Source organism: Halospeciosus flavus (genome assembly GCF_029814175.1).
In the GTDB taxonomy this organism is placed as follows: Archaea; Halobacteriota; Halobacteria; order Halobacteriales; family Halobacteriaceae; genus Halospeciosus; species Halospeciosus flavus.
In genome coordinates this window covers 2,651,746-2,668,380 of the sequence record NZ_CP122312.1, presented here as the reverse complement: position 1 = coordinate 2,668,380, position 16,635 = coordinate 2,651,746, and the positions used below count along the sequence as shown (strand labels likewise).

Annotated in this window: 17 protein-coding genes and 3 pseudogenes; 7 read left to right on the top strand and 13 right to left on the bottom strand. The window is 66.6% G+C overall.

Features of this window, described 5'->3' with window-relative positions; all coding sequences use genetic code 11:
* Positions 1-21 precede the first annotated feature (21 nt).
* Positions 22-243, bottom strand: coding sequence for a DUF7511 domain-containing protein (locus P0Y33_RS14040; RefSeq protein ID WP_279528013.1), 222 nt, complete (start codon positions 241-243; stop codon positions 22-24).
* 221 nt (positions 244-464) lie between these two features.
* A pseudogene (locus P0Y33_RS14035) lies at positions 465-1,747 on the bottom strand (TiaS agmantine-binding domain-containing protein).
* Between the two features lie 148 nt (positions 1,748-1,895).
* On the opposite strand from P0Y33_RS14035, the gene P0Y33_RS14030 reads away from it, so the two are divergent.
* The gene (locus P0Y33_RS14030; RefSeq protein ID WP_279528012.1) at positions 1,896-2,852 is read left to right on the top strand and encodes a transcriptional regulator; all 957 of its coding nucleotides are present in this window, start codon (positions 1,896-1,898) and stop codon (positions 2,850-2,852) included.
* On the opposite strand, the gene P0Y33_RS14025 is transcribed toward P0Y33_RS14030, so the two are convergent.
* The 6 genes from P0Y33_RS14025 to P0Y33_RS14000 form a co-directional block, all read right to left on the bottom strand.
* Positions 2,821-3,381 (bottom strand): hypothetical protein, encoded by a 561-nt coding sequence (locus tag P0Y33_RS14025; protein ID WP_279528011.1) that lies wholly within the window; start codon positions 3,379-3,381, stop codon positions 2,821-2,823. The genes P0Y33_RS14030 and P0Y33_RS14025 overlap by 32 nt on opposite strands.
* Positions 3,382-3,493: 112 nt before the next feature.
* Positions 3,494-3,742 (bottom strand): glutaredoxin family protein, encoded by a 249-nt coding sequence (locus P0Y33_RS14020; protein WP_279528010.1) that lies wholly within the window; start codon positions 3,740-3,742, stop codon positions 3,494-3,496.
* Between the two features lie 62 nt (positions 3,743-3,804).
* Positions 3,805-5,211, bottom strand: coding sequence for an NCS2 family permease (locus P0Y33_RS14015; RefSeq protein WP_279528009.1), 1,407 nt, complete (start codon positions 5,209-5,211; stop codon positions 3,805-3,807).
* A 120-nt stretch (positions 5,212-5,331) separates the two neighbouring features.
* Positions 5,332-6,045, bottom strand: coding sequence for a phosphoribosyltransferase family protein (locus P0Y33_RS14010; RefSeq protein ID WP_279528008.1), 714 nt, complete (start codon positions 6,043-6,045; stop codon positions 5,332-5,334).
* 123 nt (positions 6,046-6,168) lie between these two features.
* A complete protein-coding gene (gene pyrE / locus P0Y33_RS14005; RefSeq protein ID WP_279528007.1) occupies positions 6,169-6,693 on the bottom strand; it encodes an orotate phosphoribosyltransferase in 525 nt (174 codons plus the stop codon).
* 59 nt (positions 6,694-6,752) lie between these two features.
* Positions 6,753-7,298: a CDP-2,3-bis-(O-geranylgeranyl)-sn-glycerol synthase gene (locus P0Y33_RS14000; protein WP_279528006.1), complete on the bottom strand. Its 546-nt coding sequence runs from the start codon at positions 7,296-7,298 to the stop codon at positions 6,753-6,755.
* Positions 7,299-7,558: 260 nt separating this feature from the next.
* On the opposite strand from P0Y33_RS14000, the pseudogene P0Y33_RS13995 reads away from it, so the two are divergent.
* The 5 genes and pseudogenes from P0Y33_RS13995 to P0Y33_RS13975 all read left to right on the top strand — a co-directional run.
* A pseudogene (locus P0Y33_RS13995) lies at positions 7,559-8,038 on the top strand (helix-turn-helix domain-containing protein); the annotation flags it as partial.
* A pseudogene (locus tag P0Y33_RS13990) lies at positions 8,019-9,038 on the top strand (IS630 family transposase). The pseudogenes P0Y33_RS13995 and P0Y33_RS13990, both read left to right, overlap by 20 nt.
* Positions 9,039-9,040: 2 nt before the next feature.
* Positions 9,041-9,775: a proline dehydrogenase family protein gene (locus P0Y33_RS13985; protein WP_328518013.1), complete on the top strand. Its 735-nt coding sequence runs from the start codon at positions 9,041-9,043 to the stop codon at positions 9,773-9,775.
* Between the two features lie 64 nt (positions 9,776-9,839).
* Positions 9,840-10,523 (top strand): haloacid dehalogenase type II, encoded by a 684-nt coding sequence (locus tag P0Y33_RS13980; protein WP_279528005.1) that lies wholly within the window; start codon positions 9,840-9,842, stop codon positions 10,521-10,523.
* A 61-nt stretch (positions 10,524-10,584) separates the two neighbouring features.
* Positions 10,585-11,163, top strand: a complete 579-nt coding sequence (locus P0Y33_RS13975; RefSeq protein ID WP_279528004.1) for a DUF502 domain-containing protein — start codon at positions 10,585-10,587, stop codon at positions 11,161-11,163.
* 1 nt (position 11,164) lies between these two features.
* Here P0Y33_RS13975 and P0Y33_RS13970 read toward each other — a convergent pair whose 3' ends face one another.
* From P0Y33_RS13970 to twy1, 4 genes are all read right to left on the bottom strand, one after another.
* The gene (locus P0Y33_RS13970; RefSeq protein ID WP_279528003.1) at positions 11,165-12,103 is read right to left on the bottom strand and encodes a branched-chain amino acid transaminase; all 939 of its coding nucleotides are present in this window, start codon (positions 12,101-12,103) and stop codon (positions 11,165-11,167) included.
* 57 nt (positions 12,104-12,160) lie between these two features.
* On the bottom strand, positions 12,161-12,829 hold the full coding sequence (gene ribB / locus P0Y33_RS13965) for a 3,4-dihydroxy-2-butanone-4-phosphate synthase (protein ID WP_279528002.1): 669 nt from the start codon (positions 12,827-12,829) through the stop codon (positions 12,161-12,163).
* Positions 12,813-13,517 (bottom strand): CTP-dependent riboflavin kinase, encoded by a 705-nt coding sequence (locus P0Y33_RS13960; protein WP_279528001.1) that lies wholly within the window; start codon positions 13,515-13,517, stop codon positions 12,813-12,815. Before P0Y33_RS13960 ends, ribB begins: the two co-directional genes overlap by 17 nt.
* Before the next feature lie 71 nt (positions 13,518-13,588).
* Positions 13,589-14,545, bottom strand: a complete 957-nt coding sequence (twy1, locus tag P0Y33_RS13955) for a 4-demethylwyosine synthase TYW1 (protein ID WP_279528000.1) — start codon at positions 14,543-14,545, stop codon at positions 13,589-13,591.
* Between the two features lie 100 nt (positions 14,546-14,645).
* Between twy1 and P0Y33_RS13950 the strand changes: the two genes are divergently transcribed.
* Positions 14,646-15,563 carry a cobalamin-binding protein gene (locus P0Y33_RS13950; RefSeq protein ID WP_279527999.1) on the top strand — a complete coding sequence of 306 codons (918 nt, stop codon included), beginning with the start codon at positions 14,646-14,648 and terminating at the stop codon, positions 15,561-15,563.
* A gap of 32 nt (positions 15,564-15,595) precedes the next feature.
* On the opposite strand, the gene P0Y33_RS13945 is transcribed toward P0Y33_RS13950, so the two are convergent.
* The gene (locus tag P0Y33_RS13945) at positions 15,596-16,561 is read right to left on the bottom strand and encodes a hypothetical protein (RefSeq protein ID WP_279527998.1); all 966 of its coding nucleotides are present in this window, start codon (positions 16,559-16,561) and stop codon (positions 15,596-15,598) included.
* Between the last annotated feature and the right edge of the window lie 74 nt (positions 16,562-16,635).

The following is a 16,635-nucleotide window of genomic DNA, read 5'->3' as shown; positions in this document are numbered from 1 at the left end:
CTGGAGGGCTGTTGGGGACGGCTACCGACGCTCTTCGAGGTCGACGAAGGAGTCGCCCTTCGCCGACACCCACTTCGTGACGAGTTCCTCCTCGTCGGCGTCCGACGGGTAGAGCGTACACTCGTCACCATCTTCGTAGGGTACGACTCGACAGCGGACCTCGAACTCGTCGAGGAAGTCGCTGTCCGAGTCGGCGCCGCTGTCGGCGACCGTCACCGGGTCGCGTGCGGGAGCGTCGCTCATTGCAACCCGAAATTGTGCCTACTCCCACTTATATTCGTCCATCCACGAGAGAAAACTATATCGAAACTCTTGATAAGGCCCTCCGAATTCGGCCGTCAGGCTTATCGTGTCGACTGGCATCGGTGAGTGGGAACTCCCCGCAAGCGGTCGGACACGAGCGACGCCGCGAGACTGTGTACGTCAGTGACAGGTCTGCGCCTCGCTGGCGCTCGGCGATGCACCTACCCTTCGGGATGGGTCGGCGCGTCGAACCCACCGCGGACCAGGGGTTTCGCGACGTGCCGTCGCGCACACGGCGGCACCTCGTACCACCCCGGCGCGAGGTCGCGGCGGACCGGCCGGGTCACCTTCCCCGGTGCGGTCGTCCCGCAGTCGCGACACCGGTAGCCCTGGTCGGCACCGGCGCTCTCCATCCGGTTCCCACACTCGGGACACGTCGGCGTCACGCGTTCCGTGGCGGTCAGCGAGTGGACGCAGAACTTCTCCAGTTTGAGTGTCCCGCGCGAGACCTCACCGCAGACGGTGAGGCGGTCGCCGGGCCGGAGCGCCCGCACCCGGTCGCGGAAGCGCTTCGTCGGTTCGAAGGCGGCGCAGTCGAGTGTCGCGTCGCCTTCGTCGGCGGGCGCGTCGAGTTCGACGAAGACGTGGCCACCGCGGCGGGTCTCCGGTTCGGTGGCGACGACGCCCTCGACGCGGTAGCCCCGACCGTCGGCCACGTCGCCGAGGCGGGCGTCGCGGAGGTGGGCGTCGGTCCCCTGGTTGGTGACGAACAGTTGGGCGTCGGAGACGGGTTCGGCGTCAACCCGGTCGGCCACCTCGCGGACCACGTCGGGGTCGTCGCCGCGGATGCCGTAGAGGATGGGACCGGGCGTGTGCGGGACGCAGACGGGTTCGCCCTCGCCGCGGTCGACCGTGTCCCACGCCGCGGGGTAGGCCCAGTCGGCGGCGGCGAACAGCGACTCGGCGTCGACCTCGCGTTCGGTGCCCCAGCGCTCGCGCTCGCGGTAGGTGATGTACTCGTAGGTCCAGTCGTCGAAGGCCGCACTCGCCCCGACGGCGGCGAGGGCACCGATCTTCCCGCGACCGGCCTTCCACCCGCGGGACCGGAAGCCGTGTCGGTCGACGAGTGCCTCGGCATCGCCGAGGGTGTGGTGGTCGCGGACGGCGTCGCGGGCGAACGCGGCGAGGTCGTCGGGCAGATCCGCTCCCCTCGACGGGCGCGACCACCACGCCGGGGTTCGTGTTCGGGTCGGCGGTCTCGGCGAAGCCGTCGACGACCGTCGTGGCCGCGTCGAAGGCCGCCTCAGGGTCGGCGTCGGTGTGGACGGCGAGCGCGGCGTTCCCCCCGAGTCTTGTGCTCGACTGCGGGATTGAGCCGGACGAGGCGGAGCGTCGGCGTCGCGAACCCCTGCTCGCGGAGGCGACGGGCGACCCGGACCGCAGCGTACGTCGTGCACATCCCGCGGTCGCGCGAGTCCGTGTCGTCGAGGCCGATGACGGTCACGGACGGGAGTAGCGCGGCGGTCGGGTAAGCCTTTTCGACGGCGCCCGGGCAGTGACGAACACGTTTTCGGCAGTTACGGACCGCGAAACGGACGAACGCGGCGGCGCCGGCACAACACATATATGTCGAGAATGACTTACCTCAGGGTATGTCACGGTCGGCCCTCATCGAGAACGTCACCGCGATGCTCGCAGACGCGGGGTTCACGGTGAGTGACCAGTGCGAGATTCGACCGAAGAGCTTCGACGTCGCGGCCCGTCGCGGCGAGGAGCTCGTCCTCCTCAAGGTCCTGGGGAACATCGACGCGTTCGACGGCCCGACCGGAGCGGAGATGCGACGACTCGGCGAGTACCTGCGCGCGACGCCGCTCGTCATCGGCCTGCGGACCCGCGACGAGGAACTGAAACCGGGCGTCGTCTACTTCCGTCACGGCGTCCCCGTCCTGAGCCCCGACACGGCGATGGACTTCTTCCTCGAAGGGGTCCCGCCGCTCATCTACGCCGCGCCGGGCGGACTCTACGTCAACATCGACAGCGAGATCCTCGCCGACGAGCGCGAGGACGCCGAGATGAGCCTCGGCCAACTCGCCCAGGAACTCGGCGTCTCGCGGCGGACCGTCTCGAAGTACGAGGACGGCATGAACGCCTCCATCGAGGTAGCCGTCCAACTCGAAGAGTTGTTCGGCGACGGCCTCACCAGCCCAGTCGACGTGCTCGGCGGGGCCGAGGAGGTCCGCGACGCCGACCCGACGCCCGAGGAACCGGACCCCGACCCCGAGGACCAACCCGTCCTGACCGTCCTCACGCGGGCGGGCTTCGACGTCCACCCGACGACCCGCGCACCGTTCAAGGCCGTCGGCGAAGACGACACCGAGCGCCTCCTGACGGGGAACTCGGCGTTCACCGAGGCCGCCGTCAAGCGCGCCCGCATCATGGGGTCGCTCGGACGCGTCATCCACACGCGCTCGGTCTACTTCGTCGACAAGGCCCGCAAGGAGTCCATCGACGGGACGGCCATCATCGAGCGCGAGGAACTCGAGAACATCGACGACCCCGAGGCGTTCCGCGACCTCCTCAAGGAGCGCGCCGACCGGCAGGAAGCGTAGCCGACCCAGTCCGTTCTTTTCGACGTCCGCCCGAGTCGGTCTCGACGACCGGGTCGCGGACCGCCGCCTTGTACGCGAGGCCGTCGAGGTGTGAGACGACTCCGTCGAGCGCACGCCGGACCGTCTCGACACAGTCCGACGCCTCGGCGCGCGTCGCGTACTCGCGAATCAAGTCGTCGTAGCGAGCGAGTCGCAGGAGTCTGACGAGTGCGCCACGGAGTCGGTCGCCGTAGACGGGTCGCTGGACGACGGTGTCGAAGCCCGCCCGGACGGGGTCGAACGCGGGCGGTTCCGACGTGACGAGCGCGACCCGGCAGTCGGGGTCGACCGTCTCCAGCCACGCGGCGGGCGAGGCCGCGTCCGGGAAGAACGACCGGTCGAGGAAGGCGATGCGGGCGTCCGAGAGGAGAGTGCGTGCTTCGCCGAGGGAGGTGGTCGTCTCGACGTCGTAGGCGTCGGGGAGTTGGGCGACGCACTGGTCGAGAGCGTCGCGGTCGGTCAAGGCGACGACGACGCGGTGGTCGGTCATGGTCACCTCGACCTTCGACGGGAGAGACAAAGAAAGGGGGACAGCGTTCAGGGCGGTTTTCCGACCGTTCGAGACCGTTTTTCGACGGGTATGAACGGTCTCTCCCGGTTTCTCAGTTTCCGTACTGTTCGTCGAGGTACGCCACGATGTCGTCCGATTCGGGCATCCCCTCGACGTCGTTGTCGGGGTCGACGAGGACCGGAACGCCGGTCTGTCCGCTGACCGCCTCGACCTCGTCGCGGTCCGCGTGCGACCGCGGGACCTCGTGTTCCTCGTAGTCGAGACCGAGTTCGTCGAGTTTCGTCTCGACTTTCGCGCAGTACGGGCAACCGGGCAGGACGTAGAGTTCGAGGTTCGACATGGCGAACTAGAGGTCCCGGCCCGTGAAGTGCCTCCCGGAAGCGGCGACGAGAGGGGTGGGCCTCAGAGTTGTGCGGCGAGGACGCCGCTGGTTCGGACGAAGAAGTAGAGGACGAAGGCGACGGCGAGGAGCCACTGGCCGACGCTGACCTCGTCGTACTCGCCGACCGCGGTCTTCACGACGGGGTAGGAGACGATGCCGGCGGCGATGCCGTACGCGATGGAGTACGTGAACGGCATGATGAGGATGGTCAGGCCGGCGGGGACCGCGTGAGTGACGTCGTCCCACTGGACCTCGGTGACGTTCGAGAGCATCAACACGGCGACGACGACCAGCGCGATGTGCGAGGCGTAGATCGGGATGGCCGCGGCGAGCGGGACGAAGACGAGCGCAGCGAGGAAGAGGAGACCGACGACGAGGGCTGTCATGCCGGTCCGACCGCCCTCCTCGACGCCGGTCGCGGACTCGATGTAGGTCGTGACCGTCGACGTGCCGAGCATCCCACCGATGGTCGTGCCGATGGCGTCGGCCATCAGCGGCTTGTCCGCGTCGGGGAGGTCACCGTCCTCGTCGAGGAAGCCGGCGACCTGGCCGACGCCGACGAGCGTGCCGGCGGTGTCGAAGAAGTCCACGAAGAAGAACGTGAACACGATGAGCGTGAACGTGAACATCTCGATGCCCTGGAAGCCCTCGACGAACGCGCCGGCGAGCGGTGCGATGTTGTACTGGGCGTCCGGGAGCGACTGGGGCGCGAGGACGCCCGGTTGCGTGACGCCGAGGACCGTCAGCACCCACCCGATGAACGTCGTGAGGAGGATCCCGAGGATGATGGCGCCCGGGATACCCCGGGCGTAGAGGGCGAACGTGAGGAAGAGGCCGACGATGGAGAGGACGGCGACCGGGTTCGTCGCGAGGTTCCCCAGGGTGAGGAGCGTCGCCGGGTCGTCGACGACGATGCCCATCGCCTGCAGACCGATGATGGCGAGGAAGAGTCCGATCCCCGTCCCGACGGCGAACTTCACGGGTTCGGGGAACAGCCTGATGATGTACTCGCGTGCCCCGACAGCGGTGAGCAGGATGAAGACGACCCCCTCCACGACGACGGCGGCGAGGGCTGTCTGCCACGAGACCCCGAGCGTCCCGACGACGGTGAACGCGAAGAAGGCGTTCAGGCCGAGTCCGGGCGCCAGCGCGAACGGCCGGTTCGCGTAGAACGCCATCACGAAGATGGCGACCGCCGACGCGATGATGGTCACGACGGCGAGCATCTGGACCGTCTCGGCGTGTGAGTAGCCCGGAATCAGGACGCCAGGTTTCTTCCCCTCGATGCCCGCCATGATGGACGGGTTGACGACGACGATGTAGGACATCGTCAGGAACGTGGTCAGGCCCGCGAGCGCCTCCGTGCGGAGGTCCGTCTCGTGCTCGTCGAAGCCGAAGAAGTCTGCGAGTGTCTCGGTGAACCCCATGTTGGGTGTTCAAGCGTATCCACCGTGCCCTACTTAAGGATTATCAGTTGTGTTGCGTACCTACGCAACACTTGGCTGAAGAAAGAAGAGAAAGATACACCGACGTGTACAGATCGGCCGTCAGTCGAAGTGTGCGAGGGCGTCGACGGGGGCCTCGACGCGGTCGCGGGCGCGTTCGATGCCCTCCTCGCCGGCCGCGATGAGTGCGAAGACACCCACGACGTCCGCGCCCGCGGCGCCGGCGATGTCGAGGAGGAGTTCCTGGGTCTCGCCCGACCGGATGAGGTCGTCGACGACGAGGACGGACTCGCCGCCGTCGAGTGCGTGTGCGGGCAGGTAGTAGGTGATCTCGATGCCGGACTCCAGACGCTGGCGCGCCTCGAAGAACTCGTCGACGGCAGTCTCCTTCGTCTTCTTCGCGTAGGCACAGCGCGCGTCGTAGTGGGACGCGAGCGCGGCCGCGAGCGTGATGCCGTCGGTCGCCGCGGTGAGGACGACGTCCGGCCGGTCGAAGTCGAGCGACTCGCTGGCGACCGGTGCGACGAGGTCGAGGAACGACTGGTCGAAGACGACGTCGGAGTTGTCGACGTACCCCTCTTCGTCGACGCGGACGCGGGATTCGAGTTCGTCGCGGAGGGTGTCGCGGCCGACGCCGTCGACGACTTCGCGGGCGCGTTCGGCGCTCGGGAGGACGTGCCCGTTGACGTAGCGGTTGAGGTCGCCGGCGGGGAGACCAGTCTCCTCGGCGAGCTCGTCGTAGGTGCGCGTCTCCTTCAGCGTGCGGAGGACCGAGACCGCCTGCAACTGCAGGGCGGCCTTCTCTGCGCGGTTCATAGATGTATTCACGTTTCCACAAGCATGAATATCTCGGATTAATCTGTGTGAAGAATTAGCACCCCTACGCGTATCGGTGGCGCACTCGGCAGTCGTGCGAACGGACCGAGGGAGGTCGACGAGTTACTCGCCCGCGGCGAGCAGTTCTTCGGCCGTCACGAGCGAGTCGAGTTCGTAGCCGTGGGCTTCGAGGTTCTCGGCGCCGCCCTCCTCGCGGTCGACGACGACGAGCACGCGGTTCACGACGGCGCCGGCCTCCTCGATGGCCTGCGCGGCGTCGACGGCGCTCTGCCCGGTCGTCGCGATGTCCTCGATGACGACGACTTCCTCGCCCTCGTCGAGGCGTCCCTCGATTCGGTTGCCCGTCCCGTACTCCTTGGCCTTCTTGCGCGCGATGACGTAGGGCGTGTCCGTCTCGACGCTCGTGACCGCGACGAGGGGGACGCCGCCGAGCGCGACGCCGCCGAGTTTCTCGCCGTCGAGTTTCTCCGCGAACGCCTCCGCGATGAGGCGCAGACAGCGGGGGTCGGTCTCGAAGAGGTACTTGTCGACGTAGTAGTCGCTCGTCCCGCCGTGGGAGAGTTCGAACTCGCCGTACCTGACCGCGTCCGCGTCCACCAGCGCCTCGATGAGGTCGTCGTTCGCCATTGCTGGAGAGAGAGGCACGGACGTGCATAACCGATTCGCTTCTCGTCCGTGGTCGCCGCTCACCACGGTTCGTCCTTCAGCCCCAGCAGGTAGGCGATGCCGTTGGTCACGAGGTGGAGGACGGGCGTCGCGACGAGGACGACGAGGAGGACGGGCAGGGTGAACGTCGCGGCGAACCAGTCGGGCGCGGCGACGGCCGCGAGCGCGAGCGCGACCACCACGAAGTCGAGTTGGTCGAGCAGCGGGAAGGAGGCCCCGCGCTCTCTCCCCGTGCGGCGCTTGACGAACGAGGCGAGGATGTCGCCGAGCATCGCGCCGAGGGCGAGCGCGACCATCGCGGCCGGCGGGAACGTCGGGAGTGAGACACCGAGGGCGGCGGAGATTGGACCGGCGACCAGATTCAACACGACGGCGAGGGCGACGCCGGCGAGGGTGCCGACGGCCGTCCCGCGCCAGGTCTTGCCGTCCCCGAGGATGCGCTTGCCGCCCCACGTCCGACCGCCGTCGATGGGGCGGCCACCGCCGGCGAGCACTGCGGCGTTGTTCGGAACGTAGGCGGGCAACATCGCCCACAGCGCCGTGAGGACGACGGCGAGCCAGTTCATGTTCCGGACTCCACGCGGACCGCCCATAAGCGACCGGGTTCGGCGTCGGTCGACGGGAGAGAACTCGGGGACGGGGACGACTTATAAGGCGTTGCCGGCGGAATCCCCAGTCATGATTCCGCCCATCGCCGACCGCTTCGTCGCGGGTGAGTCCGCCGAGGACGCCGTCCAGCACGCGGAGTCGCTGAACCAGCGCGGGGTCCAGGCCATCCTGATACTGTCAGCCAAAAATACTTCAAAGAAGAGTACGTTACTCCGATATGACCTCTCTCGACAACGTCTCTACCGAAGACCTCCGCCAGGTCTTGGCGGAGGTCGAGGGAAAAAAGCCGTCACAACGGCTCATGGCGGCGATCAATTACCTTGAAGAAGACGGTGCGACGCTACAAGAGGTCGCTGAACGCTATGGATACACTGCTGGCTGGCTCTCGCGGTGGCTTGATCGACTCGAACGGCTCGCCGACGAGCCGTTCGAGGAGGTCGTCTACGACGAACACCGTTCAGGAAGGCCCTCAAAACTCTCCGACAAAGAGCATGAACAGTTCGTTGAAGCGCTTCACAAGTCTCCAGAGGAAGTTGGACTTGACGCGCCTGCGTGGTCTGTTCCACTAGCTCGTCACTATCTCGCCGAGGAATTCGACGTTGAGTACTGTGAGCGTCACGTTCGACGATTGATACTGTCAGCCAAAAATACTTCAAAGAAGAGTACGTTACTCCGATATGACCTCTCTCGACAACGTCTCTACCGAAGACCTCCGCCAGGTCTTGGCGGAGGTCGAGGGAAAAAAGCCGTCACAACGGCTCATGGCGGCGATCAATTACCTTGAAGAAGACGGTGCGACGCTACAAGAGGTCGCTGAACGCTATGGATACACTGCTGGCTGGCTCTCGCGGTGGCTTGATCGACTCGAACGGCTCGCCGACGAGCCGTTCGAGGAGGTCGTCTACGACGAACACCGTTCAGGAAGGCCCTCAAAACTCTCCGACAAAGAGCATGAACAGTTCGTTGAAGCGCTTCACAAGTCTCCAGAGGAAGTTGGACTTGACGCGCCTGCGTGGTCTGTTCCACTGCTCGTCACTATCTCGCCGAGGAATTCGACGTTGAGTACTGTGAGCGTCACGTTCGACGATTGATGACCGAGGCCGGGCTGTCCTGGAAGACAGCCCGGCCGGAGTTTCACAAATCCGATGAGAGAGCACAGGAAGCATGGCAAGACGGGTTCAAAAAAAGCGCGACAACCTGGACGACGAATACACGATCTTAGCCATTGATCAGACGCGACAGGTTCTCTCGACACTGATTCACGCATGGTTTCCCAGGGTGAGCGCCCGTCACTCCCGGTGACGGGCGCGTGGGACAGCATCAAACTTCTCGGTGCAGTCAGCGATACTGATGAGACGTTCTTTCTCCCCTGCGAGGAAAACTTCAACAGCGACACGACGATTCGTCTTCTGGATGCACTCCAGACAGAGTTCGGCGAGAAAATCTGCGTTGTCCTCGATAACGCCTCGTATTTCACGGCGAACAGAGTCCAAGAGTTCGTTGAAGATACTCCGATCGAACTGTGTTACCTTCCGCGGGGTTCACCAGAGCTGAACCCCGCGGAAGAGTGCTGGCGACAACTCGATCAATCACTCGGCAACCGCCTATTCGAAACGCTTGACGAACTTCGTGATGCTGCTCTCTGTGCACTGGACGATATCAACGTACCAGATGTCTTTACGTACTTATGTCCGTGAGTATGAACCTCCTCGGCGAGCACTACGACGAGCGGGCGCCCGCCGAGGCGGACGCCAAATCCTACCGGGCGCTCGTCGACGCCATCCAGGAGGCGAGCGTCGACGCCTGCATCTCGGTGAAACCCTCCCAACTCGGTCTCGGTGTGAGCGAAGCCGTCTTCCGCGAGAACCTCTCGCTGGTCGTCGAGCACGCCCGCGAGGAGAGCGTCTTCGTCTGGATCGACATGGAGGACCACACGACCACCGACGCGACCCTCGACGCCTTCGAGGAGCAGGTGACCGAGTACGACGGCGGCGTGGGCATCTGCGTGCAGGCGAACCTGAAGCGTACGCCCGACGACCTCGAACGACTCGCCGACCTCCCGGGGAAGGTCCGTCTCGTGAAGGGTGCCTACGACGAACCTGCCGACGTCGCCCACCAGGGCCGCGAGCGGGTGAACGAGGCCTACCGGGAGTGTCTCCAGTACGCGTTCCAGGAGTTCGAGGGCGGTATCGCCGTCGGGAGCCACGACCCGGAGATGATCGAGTACGCCGAGGACCTCCACGAGCAGTTCGGGACCGACTTCGAGATCCAGATGCTCATGGGCGTCCGCGAGGACGAGCAGTTCGACCTCGCCGAGGAGTACGACGTCTACCAGTACGTCCCCTACGGCGAGAAGTGGTTCTCCTACTTCTCCCGGCGCGTGATGGAGCGCAAGGAGAACCTCCTGTTCGCGCTCCGGGCGATTCTCGGGTGAGTGGAGTCGGACGGCGAGTCGAACCGGGGGAACACCTAATCTCTCCGGCCGCGAGTACTCGGCCGTGCCACTCGACACCGACCTCGTCTCGACGGTCACCTTCGACTCGTACAGCACGCTCGTCGACGTCGACGCCGCGGTGCGGGCGCTCGCCGGGCGCGTCGACGACCCCGACGCCGTCTCGTCGCTCTGGCGGGCGCGCTCGCTCACCTACGCGACCATGGCGAACTTCCTCGACTTCTACCGCCCCTTCTTCGAGTTGAACCGCGGCGCCCTCCGGTACGCCCTCGACTACCACGACGAGGACCTCTCGGCGGCGGAGCGAGACGAGGTGCTCGCGGTCTACCACGAACTCGACGTCTTCGACGACGTCCGCGAGGGGGTCGAGCGCCTCGTCGACGCGGGCTACGACTGCTACGTCGTCTCGAACGGCGACCCCGAGATGCTCGCGACGCTGGTCGAGCACACCGACGTCGCGGACCTCGTCGCGGACACGGTCAGCGCCGACGAGATTCGGACGTACAAGCCGGCGGCCGACCTCTACCGGCACGCCGCCGGCCGGACGGGCACGCCTATCGACGAGGTCGTCCACGTCTCGGCCGGGTGGTTCGACGTCGCGGGCGCGTGCCACGCCGGGATGCAGGGCGTCTGGGTCGACCGGAAGGACACGCCGCCCGAACCGTTCGGCGGCGACCCCGACCTGACCGTCCGCACGCTCCACGACCTCGCCGACACCCTCGGCGCGTGAACGAGACGGGGGACGTACACGTTCAAGAAGGCTGATAGTCCCTCACTCACTCCCTGTGAGTATGTCCTCCTGGAAGCGGGATGCGGCGTCGGGCCTCATCGTGCTCGTCCCCATCATCGTCACGCTGTACATCGTCTACTGGGTGTTCTCGCAGATCGCGAGCTTCGGCCCCCTCCAGACCGTCGAGTCACCGCTCCTCCGCGTGTTCCTCGCCCTCGCCCTCTTCTTCGGCCTGGTGTTCGCCACGGGCTACCTCATGCGGACGGCCCTCGGGACGTACGTCGAGGAGGTCATCGACGACTGGATGAACCGACTCCCCGGACTGCGAGTCGTCTACAACGCCTCGAAGATGGCCGTCGAGACCGCCCTCTCGGGGACCGAGGAGTTCCAGAAACCGGTGAAAGTCGAGGTGTGGAACGGGATGCGGATGACCGCCTTCCGGACGGGCAAGCGGACGGCCGACGGCCGCGAACTCGTCTTCATCCCCACGTCACCGAACATCACGACCGGGTTCGTCGTCGAGGTCGAACCCGAGGAGATCATCGAGATCGACGAGAGCGCCGAAGACGCACTCACCCGCGTCCTGAGTGCGGGGTTCGGCGACGCGGACAAACGGGACGTCGAGGAGTTACTCGACTAGCTCAGACGTAGGTGAACCACTCCTCGCGCTCGCCGGACTCGACCACGTCGAAGAAGGCCTCCTGAATCTCCTTCGTGACCGGCCCGCGACCGTCCTCTCGGATGACGACGTTGTCGACCTGCCGGATGGGCGTGACCTCGGCGGCGGAACCAGTGAAGAAGAGTTCGTCGGCGGTGTTGAGTTCGCCCCGCGAGATGGAGACGTTGTCGTGGACGGTGTAGCCGAGTTCCTCGGCGAGCGTGATGACGCTCTGCCGGGTGATGCCGTCGAGGATGGACTCCGAGAGTCCGGGCGTGTAGAGTTCGCCGTCGCGGACGAGGAAGATGTTCTCGCCGGGTCCCTCGGCGACGTTGCCCTCCTTGTTCAGGACGATGGCCTCACGGTAGCCGTTGCGGCGGGCCTCCTCGCCGGCGAGCAGGGAGTTGACGTAGAGACCGGTGGTCTTCGCGTTCGTGGGAATCTGACTGGAGGAGTGCTTGCGCCACGAGGAGACCATCGCCTTGATGCCGTTCTCCAGGGCGTCCTCGCCGAGGTAGGTGCCCCACGGCCACGCCGCGATGGCGACGTCGGTCGGGCAGTCGCCCGGCGAGACGCCGAGTTGGTGGTAGCCGTAGTAGGCGATGGGCCGGATGTAACAGGAGGCGAGGTCCTGCCGGTCGAGGAGTTCGAGCGTCGCCTCGGTGAGTTCCTCGCGGGAGTACTCGATGTCCATCTCGTAGGGCTGTGCGGACTGGAACAGCCGGTCGAGGTGGTCTTCCCAGCGGAAGACGGCCGGGCCGTTCTCGGTGTCGTAGCAGCGGACGCCCTCGAAGACACCCGTCCCGTAGTGGAGACCGTGCGAGAGGACGTGGGTCGTCGCGTCCTCCCAGTCGACGAACTCGCCGTTCTGCCAGATGGTGTCGATGTCGCCGGCCTCACGCATCGCTTGAAAACCGCTCATAGTTCTACAGGAAACTTCTCCCAAACAGTCCTTAACCGTTTTCGTCCGGCAGTGCGACTACGCGAGTTCCGCGACCAGGTCGCGGCCCTCGACGTAGGCGAAGCCGTGGCGCTCGGCGTAGGCGCGGGCGTCGTCGACCGACAGCGCCTCGCCGGTCTCGTCGTCGAGCATCTCGCAGACGACGACGGCGGGTTCGCGGCCGGCGGCGTCGGCCAGCGCGATGCCGAGTTCCGTGTGGCCCTCCCGTTCGTCGAGGAGTTCGGGGGCCGCCCGGAGGACGTGGACGTGACCGGGCGCGCGGAACTCGTCGGCGAAGTCGGTGTGCTCGGGGTCGGCGGCCGCGTGACCGAGCGCCGTGATGGTCGTCGAGCGGTCCTCGTCGGTGACGCCGGTGTAGGTGTCGCGGTGGTTGACGGTCAGCGAGAACGACGAGCGCTCGTCGTAGCCGAGGTGGTCGGCCTCCGCGGCGGGGTGGTCGATCTCGTCGGCGAGGAACGGGAGGTCGAAGGTCTCGGCCACCTCGTGGGAGAGGGCGACACAGATCAGTCCCCCGGCGTCGTTGCGCATGCGGGCGACGGCCGCCGGCCCGACGGAGCGGGCCGGGTAGATCAGGTCGACTTCGCCCTCGCGGTCGGCGGCGTCGTGGACGAGCACCGGTTCGCCCGCGGCGAAGGCGTCGGCCGCCCGCTGGACGGCCGACACGGCGAGGTTATCGGTCTTCGACATGGACGGTCACCTCGTCACCGTCGGCGAGGTCGAGGGCCTCGCGGAGTTTGTCGGGGGCGATGAGTTCGAGTTGGGTCTCGTCGTGGTGGGTGCGGTCCGGGACGATGACGTGGACGGTGTCGTACGTCTCGCCGTCGCCGGTCTCGACGCGGGCGGAGTAGCAGGTGGCCGACCCGTAAGTCCGCTCCTCGTCTTCCCACTCGTCGATAGGGACGCCGTCGAGCGTCTCCATCGCGGAGCGTTCGCGACGGCTCTGGTCGCCGAGTTCCACGTTCAGGGTCCCGGGGAAGGGCGTGTACCCGAGGCGCTCCTCGAACTGTTCGGTGTATCCCGACAGGGAGATGTAGTGGCGGCCCTCGCCCATCCCGCTGGTGACGGTCCCGCGGAGCGCGAGGTCCTGACGGTCCTCGAAGATGCGTCGGTAATCCTCGTACTGGCGTTTGAGTGCGCGTTCGCCGTCTTCGGTGACGGCGACCCACTGGCCGTCGCTGACGAGGTCGCGTTCGACGTACCCCGCTTCCTCCAGCGCCTGGAGGCGACGCGAGGCCGTCTGCGTCGAGGCGTCGAGGCGGTCGGCGAGGTTGGTACACGAGACCTTCACCTCGCCGCGGAGCGCACCGTCCAGCGCGAGAAACTTCAGGACGGCGAGTTCGTCGTAGTCCACCGCGACACCGGTCGTACTGGCCATGTCTGTGGCTAACCGATGGCCGTGTATAATACTACCGAATGTGGAAACCTTCTCAGAATTGGAACGGAGTCCTACTCCCAGAACTGGGAGTCGGGGTTCAGTTTCGGGACCCAGGTGTCCTCCTCGCGGGCGAGGAGCGTGACACGGGAGACCTCCTGCTCGCGGAAGACGCCGTGTTCGGGCATGTGTTCTTGGACCTGCTCGGAGAACGACCGGACGTCCTCGTGGGCGGGCATCCGCTCGCGGGCGAGGCGGTCGCGCGAGGACCCGACGTGCATGTACCCCTTCAGTTCGACGAAGTCGGGGTCCGCGCGGCGGTAGAGACCCGCGTACCAGTCGGGGTTGGTCATGTTCTCGCCGTCGACGAGCGTCGTGCGGAGGACCGTCCGCGTCTCGTCCTTCCGGGAGAGGACGTCGAGGGTCTCGACGAGTTTCTCCCAGGCGTCGTCCTCCATCGCGCCCACCACCGAGTCGAAGGTGGCCCGCTCGGGCGCGTCGACGGAGATGTAGAGTTGCGTCGGGTCGCACTCCCGGACGACGTCCGGACGAGTGCCATTCGAGACGAGGAAGGTGGTGAGTCCGCGGTCGTGGAAGGCGTCGATCAGTTCGGGGAGGTAGGGGTAGAGCGTCGGTTCGCCGTCGAGCGAGATGGCGACGTGACGGGGCTCCATCGCTTCCTCGAAGCGCTCGCGGGGAACCTCGTCGTTCCCCCCGAAGCCGGAGAGGAGGCGTTTCTGGAGGCGGATGGAGGCGTCCACCACCGCCTCGGGGTCGTCCCACTCGACGCCGTCGAGTTCGTACGTGTGGCCGGCGTGGTCGCGCCAGCAGAAGACACAGCGCTCGTTGCAGCGGACGACCGGCGTCATCTGGATACAGCGGTGCGAGCGGATGCCGTAGAAGGCGTGCTTGTAGCAGGTCCCCTCGCCGCGGAGGGCGTTGGCGGTCCACCCGCAGGTCTGCGCCGCCGTGTGGTTCTCGTGGTGGTAGTCCGGCGAGTCTACCTGCTTGGGTCCCCCGCTGTCAGACATCGTTCGACCCGACTTCGGTCGGCGCGGTGAAAAGCGTGGCGAGTGGGGGTCGAGCAGGCGAGCGGGACCTTTACCCTTCGAGCGACCCAGGACAGAAGTAATGACCGAGAAGAACGTCGTCACGCTCCTCCCTTCGGCGACCGAGATCGTCTACGCACTCGGCGCCGAACCGGTCGGAGTCTCCCACGAGTGCGTCTACCCGCCCGAGGCGCGGGAGAAACCACGGGTGAACACCTGCGTCGTCGACCCCGACGGGTCGAGCGAGGACATCAACGAGCAACTCGACAGCCACGACGTCATCTACGAGATCGACGAGGAGACGCTGCGAGAGGTGGACCCCGACCTCGTCGTCACGCAGGGCGTCTGTGCCGTCTGTGCCGTCGACAGCGTGGTCGTCGAGGAAGCCGTCGCGAGGATGGACATCGACCCCGAGATCCTCACGACCGACCCCCACTCGCTGGACGACGTCCTCGACGACGTCGAGCGCATCGGTACGGCCATCGGCCACGAGGCGGAGGCCGAGGAACTCGTCGCGGACCTCCACGAGCGCATCGTCGACGTGGAGGAGCGCGCCCTCCGCGCCGTCGCCGAGGAGGGACGTCCCCGCGCGCTCGTCACCGACTGGATGGAACCGCCGATGGTCGCGGGCCACTGGGTGCCCGAGATGGTCGAACTCGCGGGCGGCGAGTACGGCATCACCGAACCCGGCGGCTACTCCGTCCCCGAGGACTTCGGCGACATCGTCGACTTCGACCCCGAGACCCTCCTCGTCTCTCCCTGCGGGTTCTCGCTCGAACACACCCTCCGCGACGTGGACGAACTCCGCGAGCGCGAGGGGTGGGACAACCTCTCCGCCGTGCAGGACGACGCGGTGTACGCGATGGACGGCGACGTGATCAACTGCCCGAGTCCGCGCCTCGTCGACGCCCTCGAAACCATCGGGTACCTCCTCCACCCGGACTACTTCGACGGGCCGACCGAACCGTACGAGCGGGTTCCGGTTCGCAAACCGGCCTGAATCCCGCCTGTCCGAATCGCGAGTCGACGTGGTCAGTCCCGCCGGGCGAGTATCGCGCGTCCGACGAGGACGAGAGCCCCGACGACGACCGCACCAACAGTTAGCTGGACGACGCCGAGAATCCACAGCGGCTCCTGACCCGGGTCGTCCACGGTCGACGTCGTCGGCCGGACGCTCTCAGTCACCGACGCTGTCCCTGCCAGCGCGGCGTCTTCGGGGTTCAACGCGACCAGGACGTCTCCGCGTGGGCCGAACGCCGGGCGGACGTTGGGCACGGTGACGGCGAGGGTCTCCCCCTGCTCGACCTCGACTGACTGAGAGAGGTTCGCGACGAGGACGCCCTGTCGAACGGAGAGAGACGCCGCCTCGACGCGCTCGTCGCCGACGCTGACCGTAACCTCGTCCGCTTCGATTCCGCCGTATCCGACCTGGAAGCGGTAGTAGAGACCGACCTGACGGAGCGTCGTCTGGCGTTCGACGGGGACGTGGAAGCGGTAGTCGCTCGTGTTCCCGGTCACGACCGCGGGTTCGGCCGTCACGTTCCCGACGCCCGAGCGGTTCGGGAAGAGGAACTGCCGGTAGCCGGTCGAGGCGTTCATCGCCGTGTCGGCGGCGTCGAACGCACCGTTCGCGTTCGTGTCGTTGTACGCGGCGACGCGCACACGGCGGAAGCCCGAGACGTTATCCCGAGTGGGGACTTCGAAGCCGTCGACCGCCGACCCGGAGAAGGAGAGGCCGTCCGTATGTCCGAGGACGTCGCCGTCGGCGTCCTCGGCCACGAGGAAGAACGTCCCGTCGCCACCGGCGGAGAAGCCGACTTCGAGAGGTGGAGTCGCGCTCGGGTCGCTGGTAGTGAAGTAGGCGAGACCGTCGACGTGGGGGCCGGAGCCGTCGCCGTGGTCCGCGGCGACGCCGACACCGACCGCGGGCGCGACGCTCGCGGCGACGAGCGAGCAGACGAGGAGGACGAGGAGTGCGCGGCCGGGTGGGAGACGCATAGTCGGTGTGACACGAGGGGTGGGTAAGTGTCTTGGGCCGCTGCGGGAGGCACTTTCAGAATACCTTTTAGCCA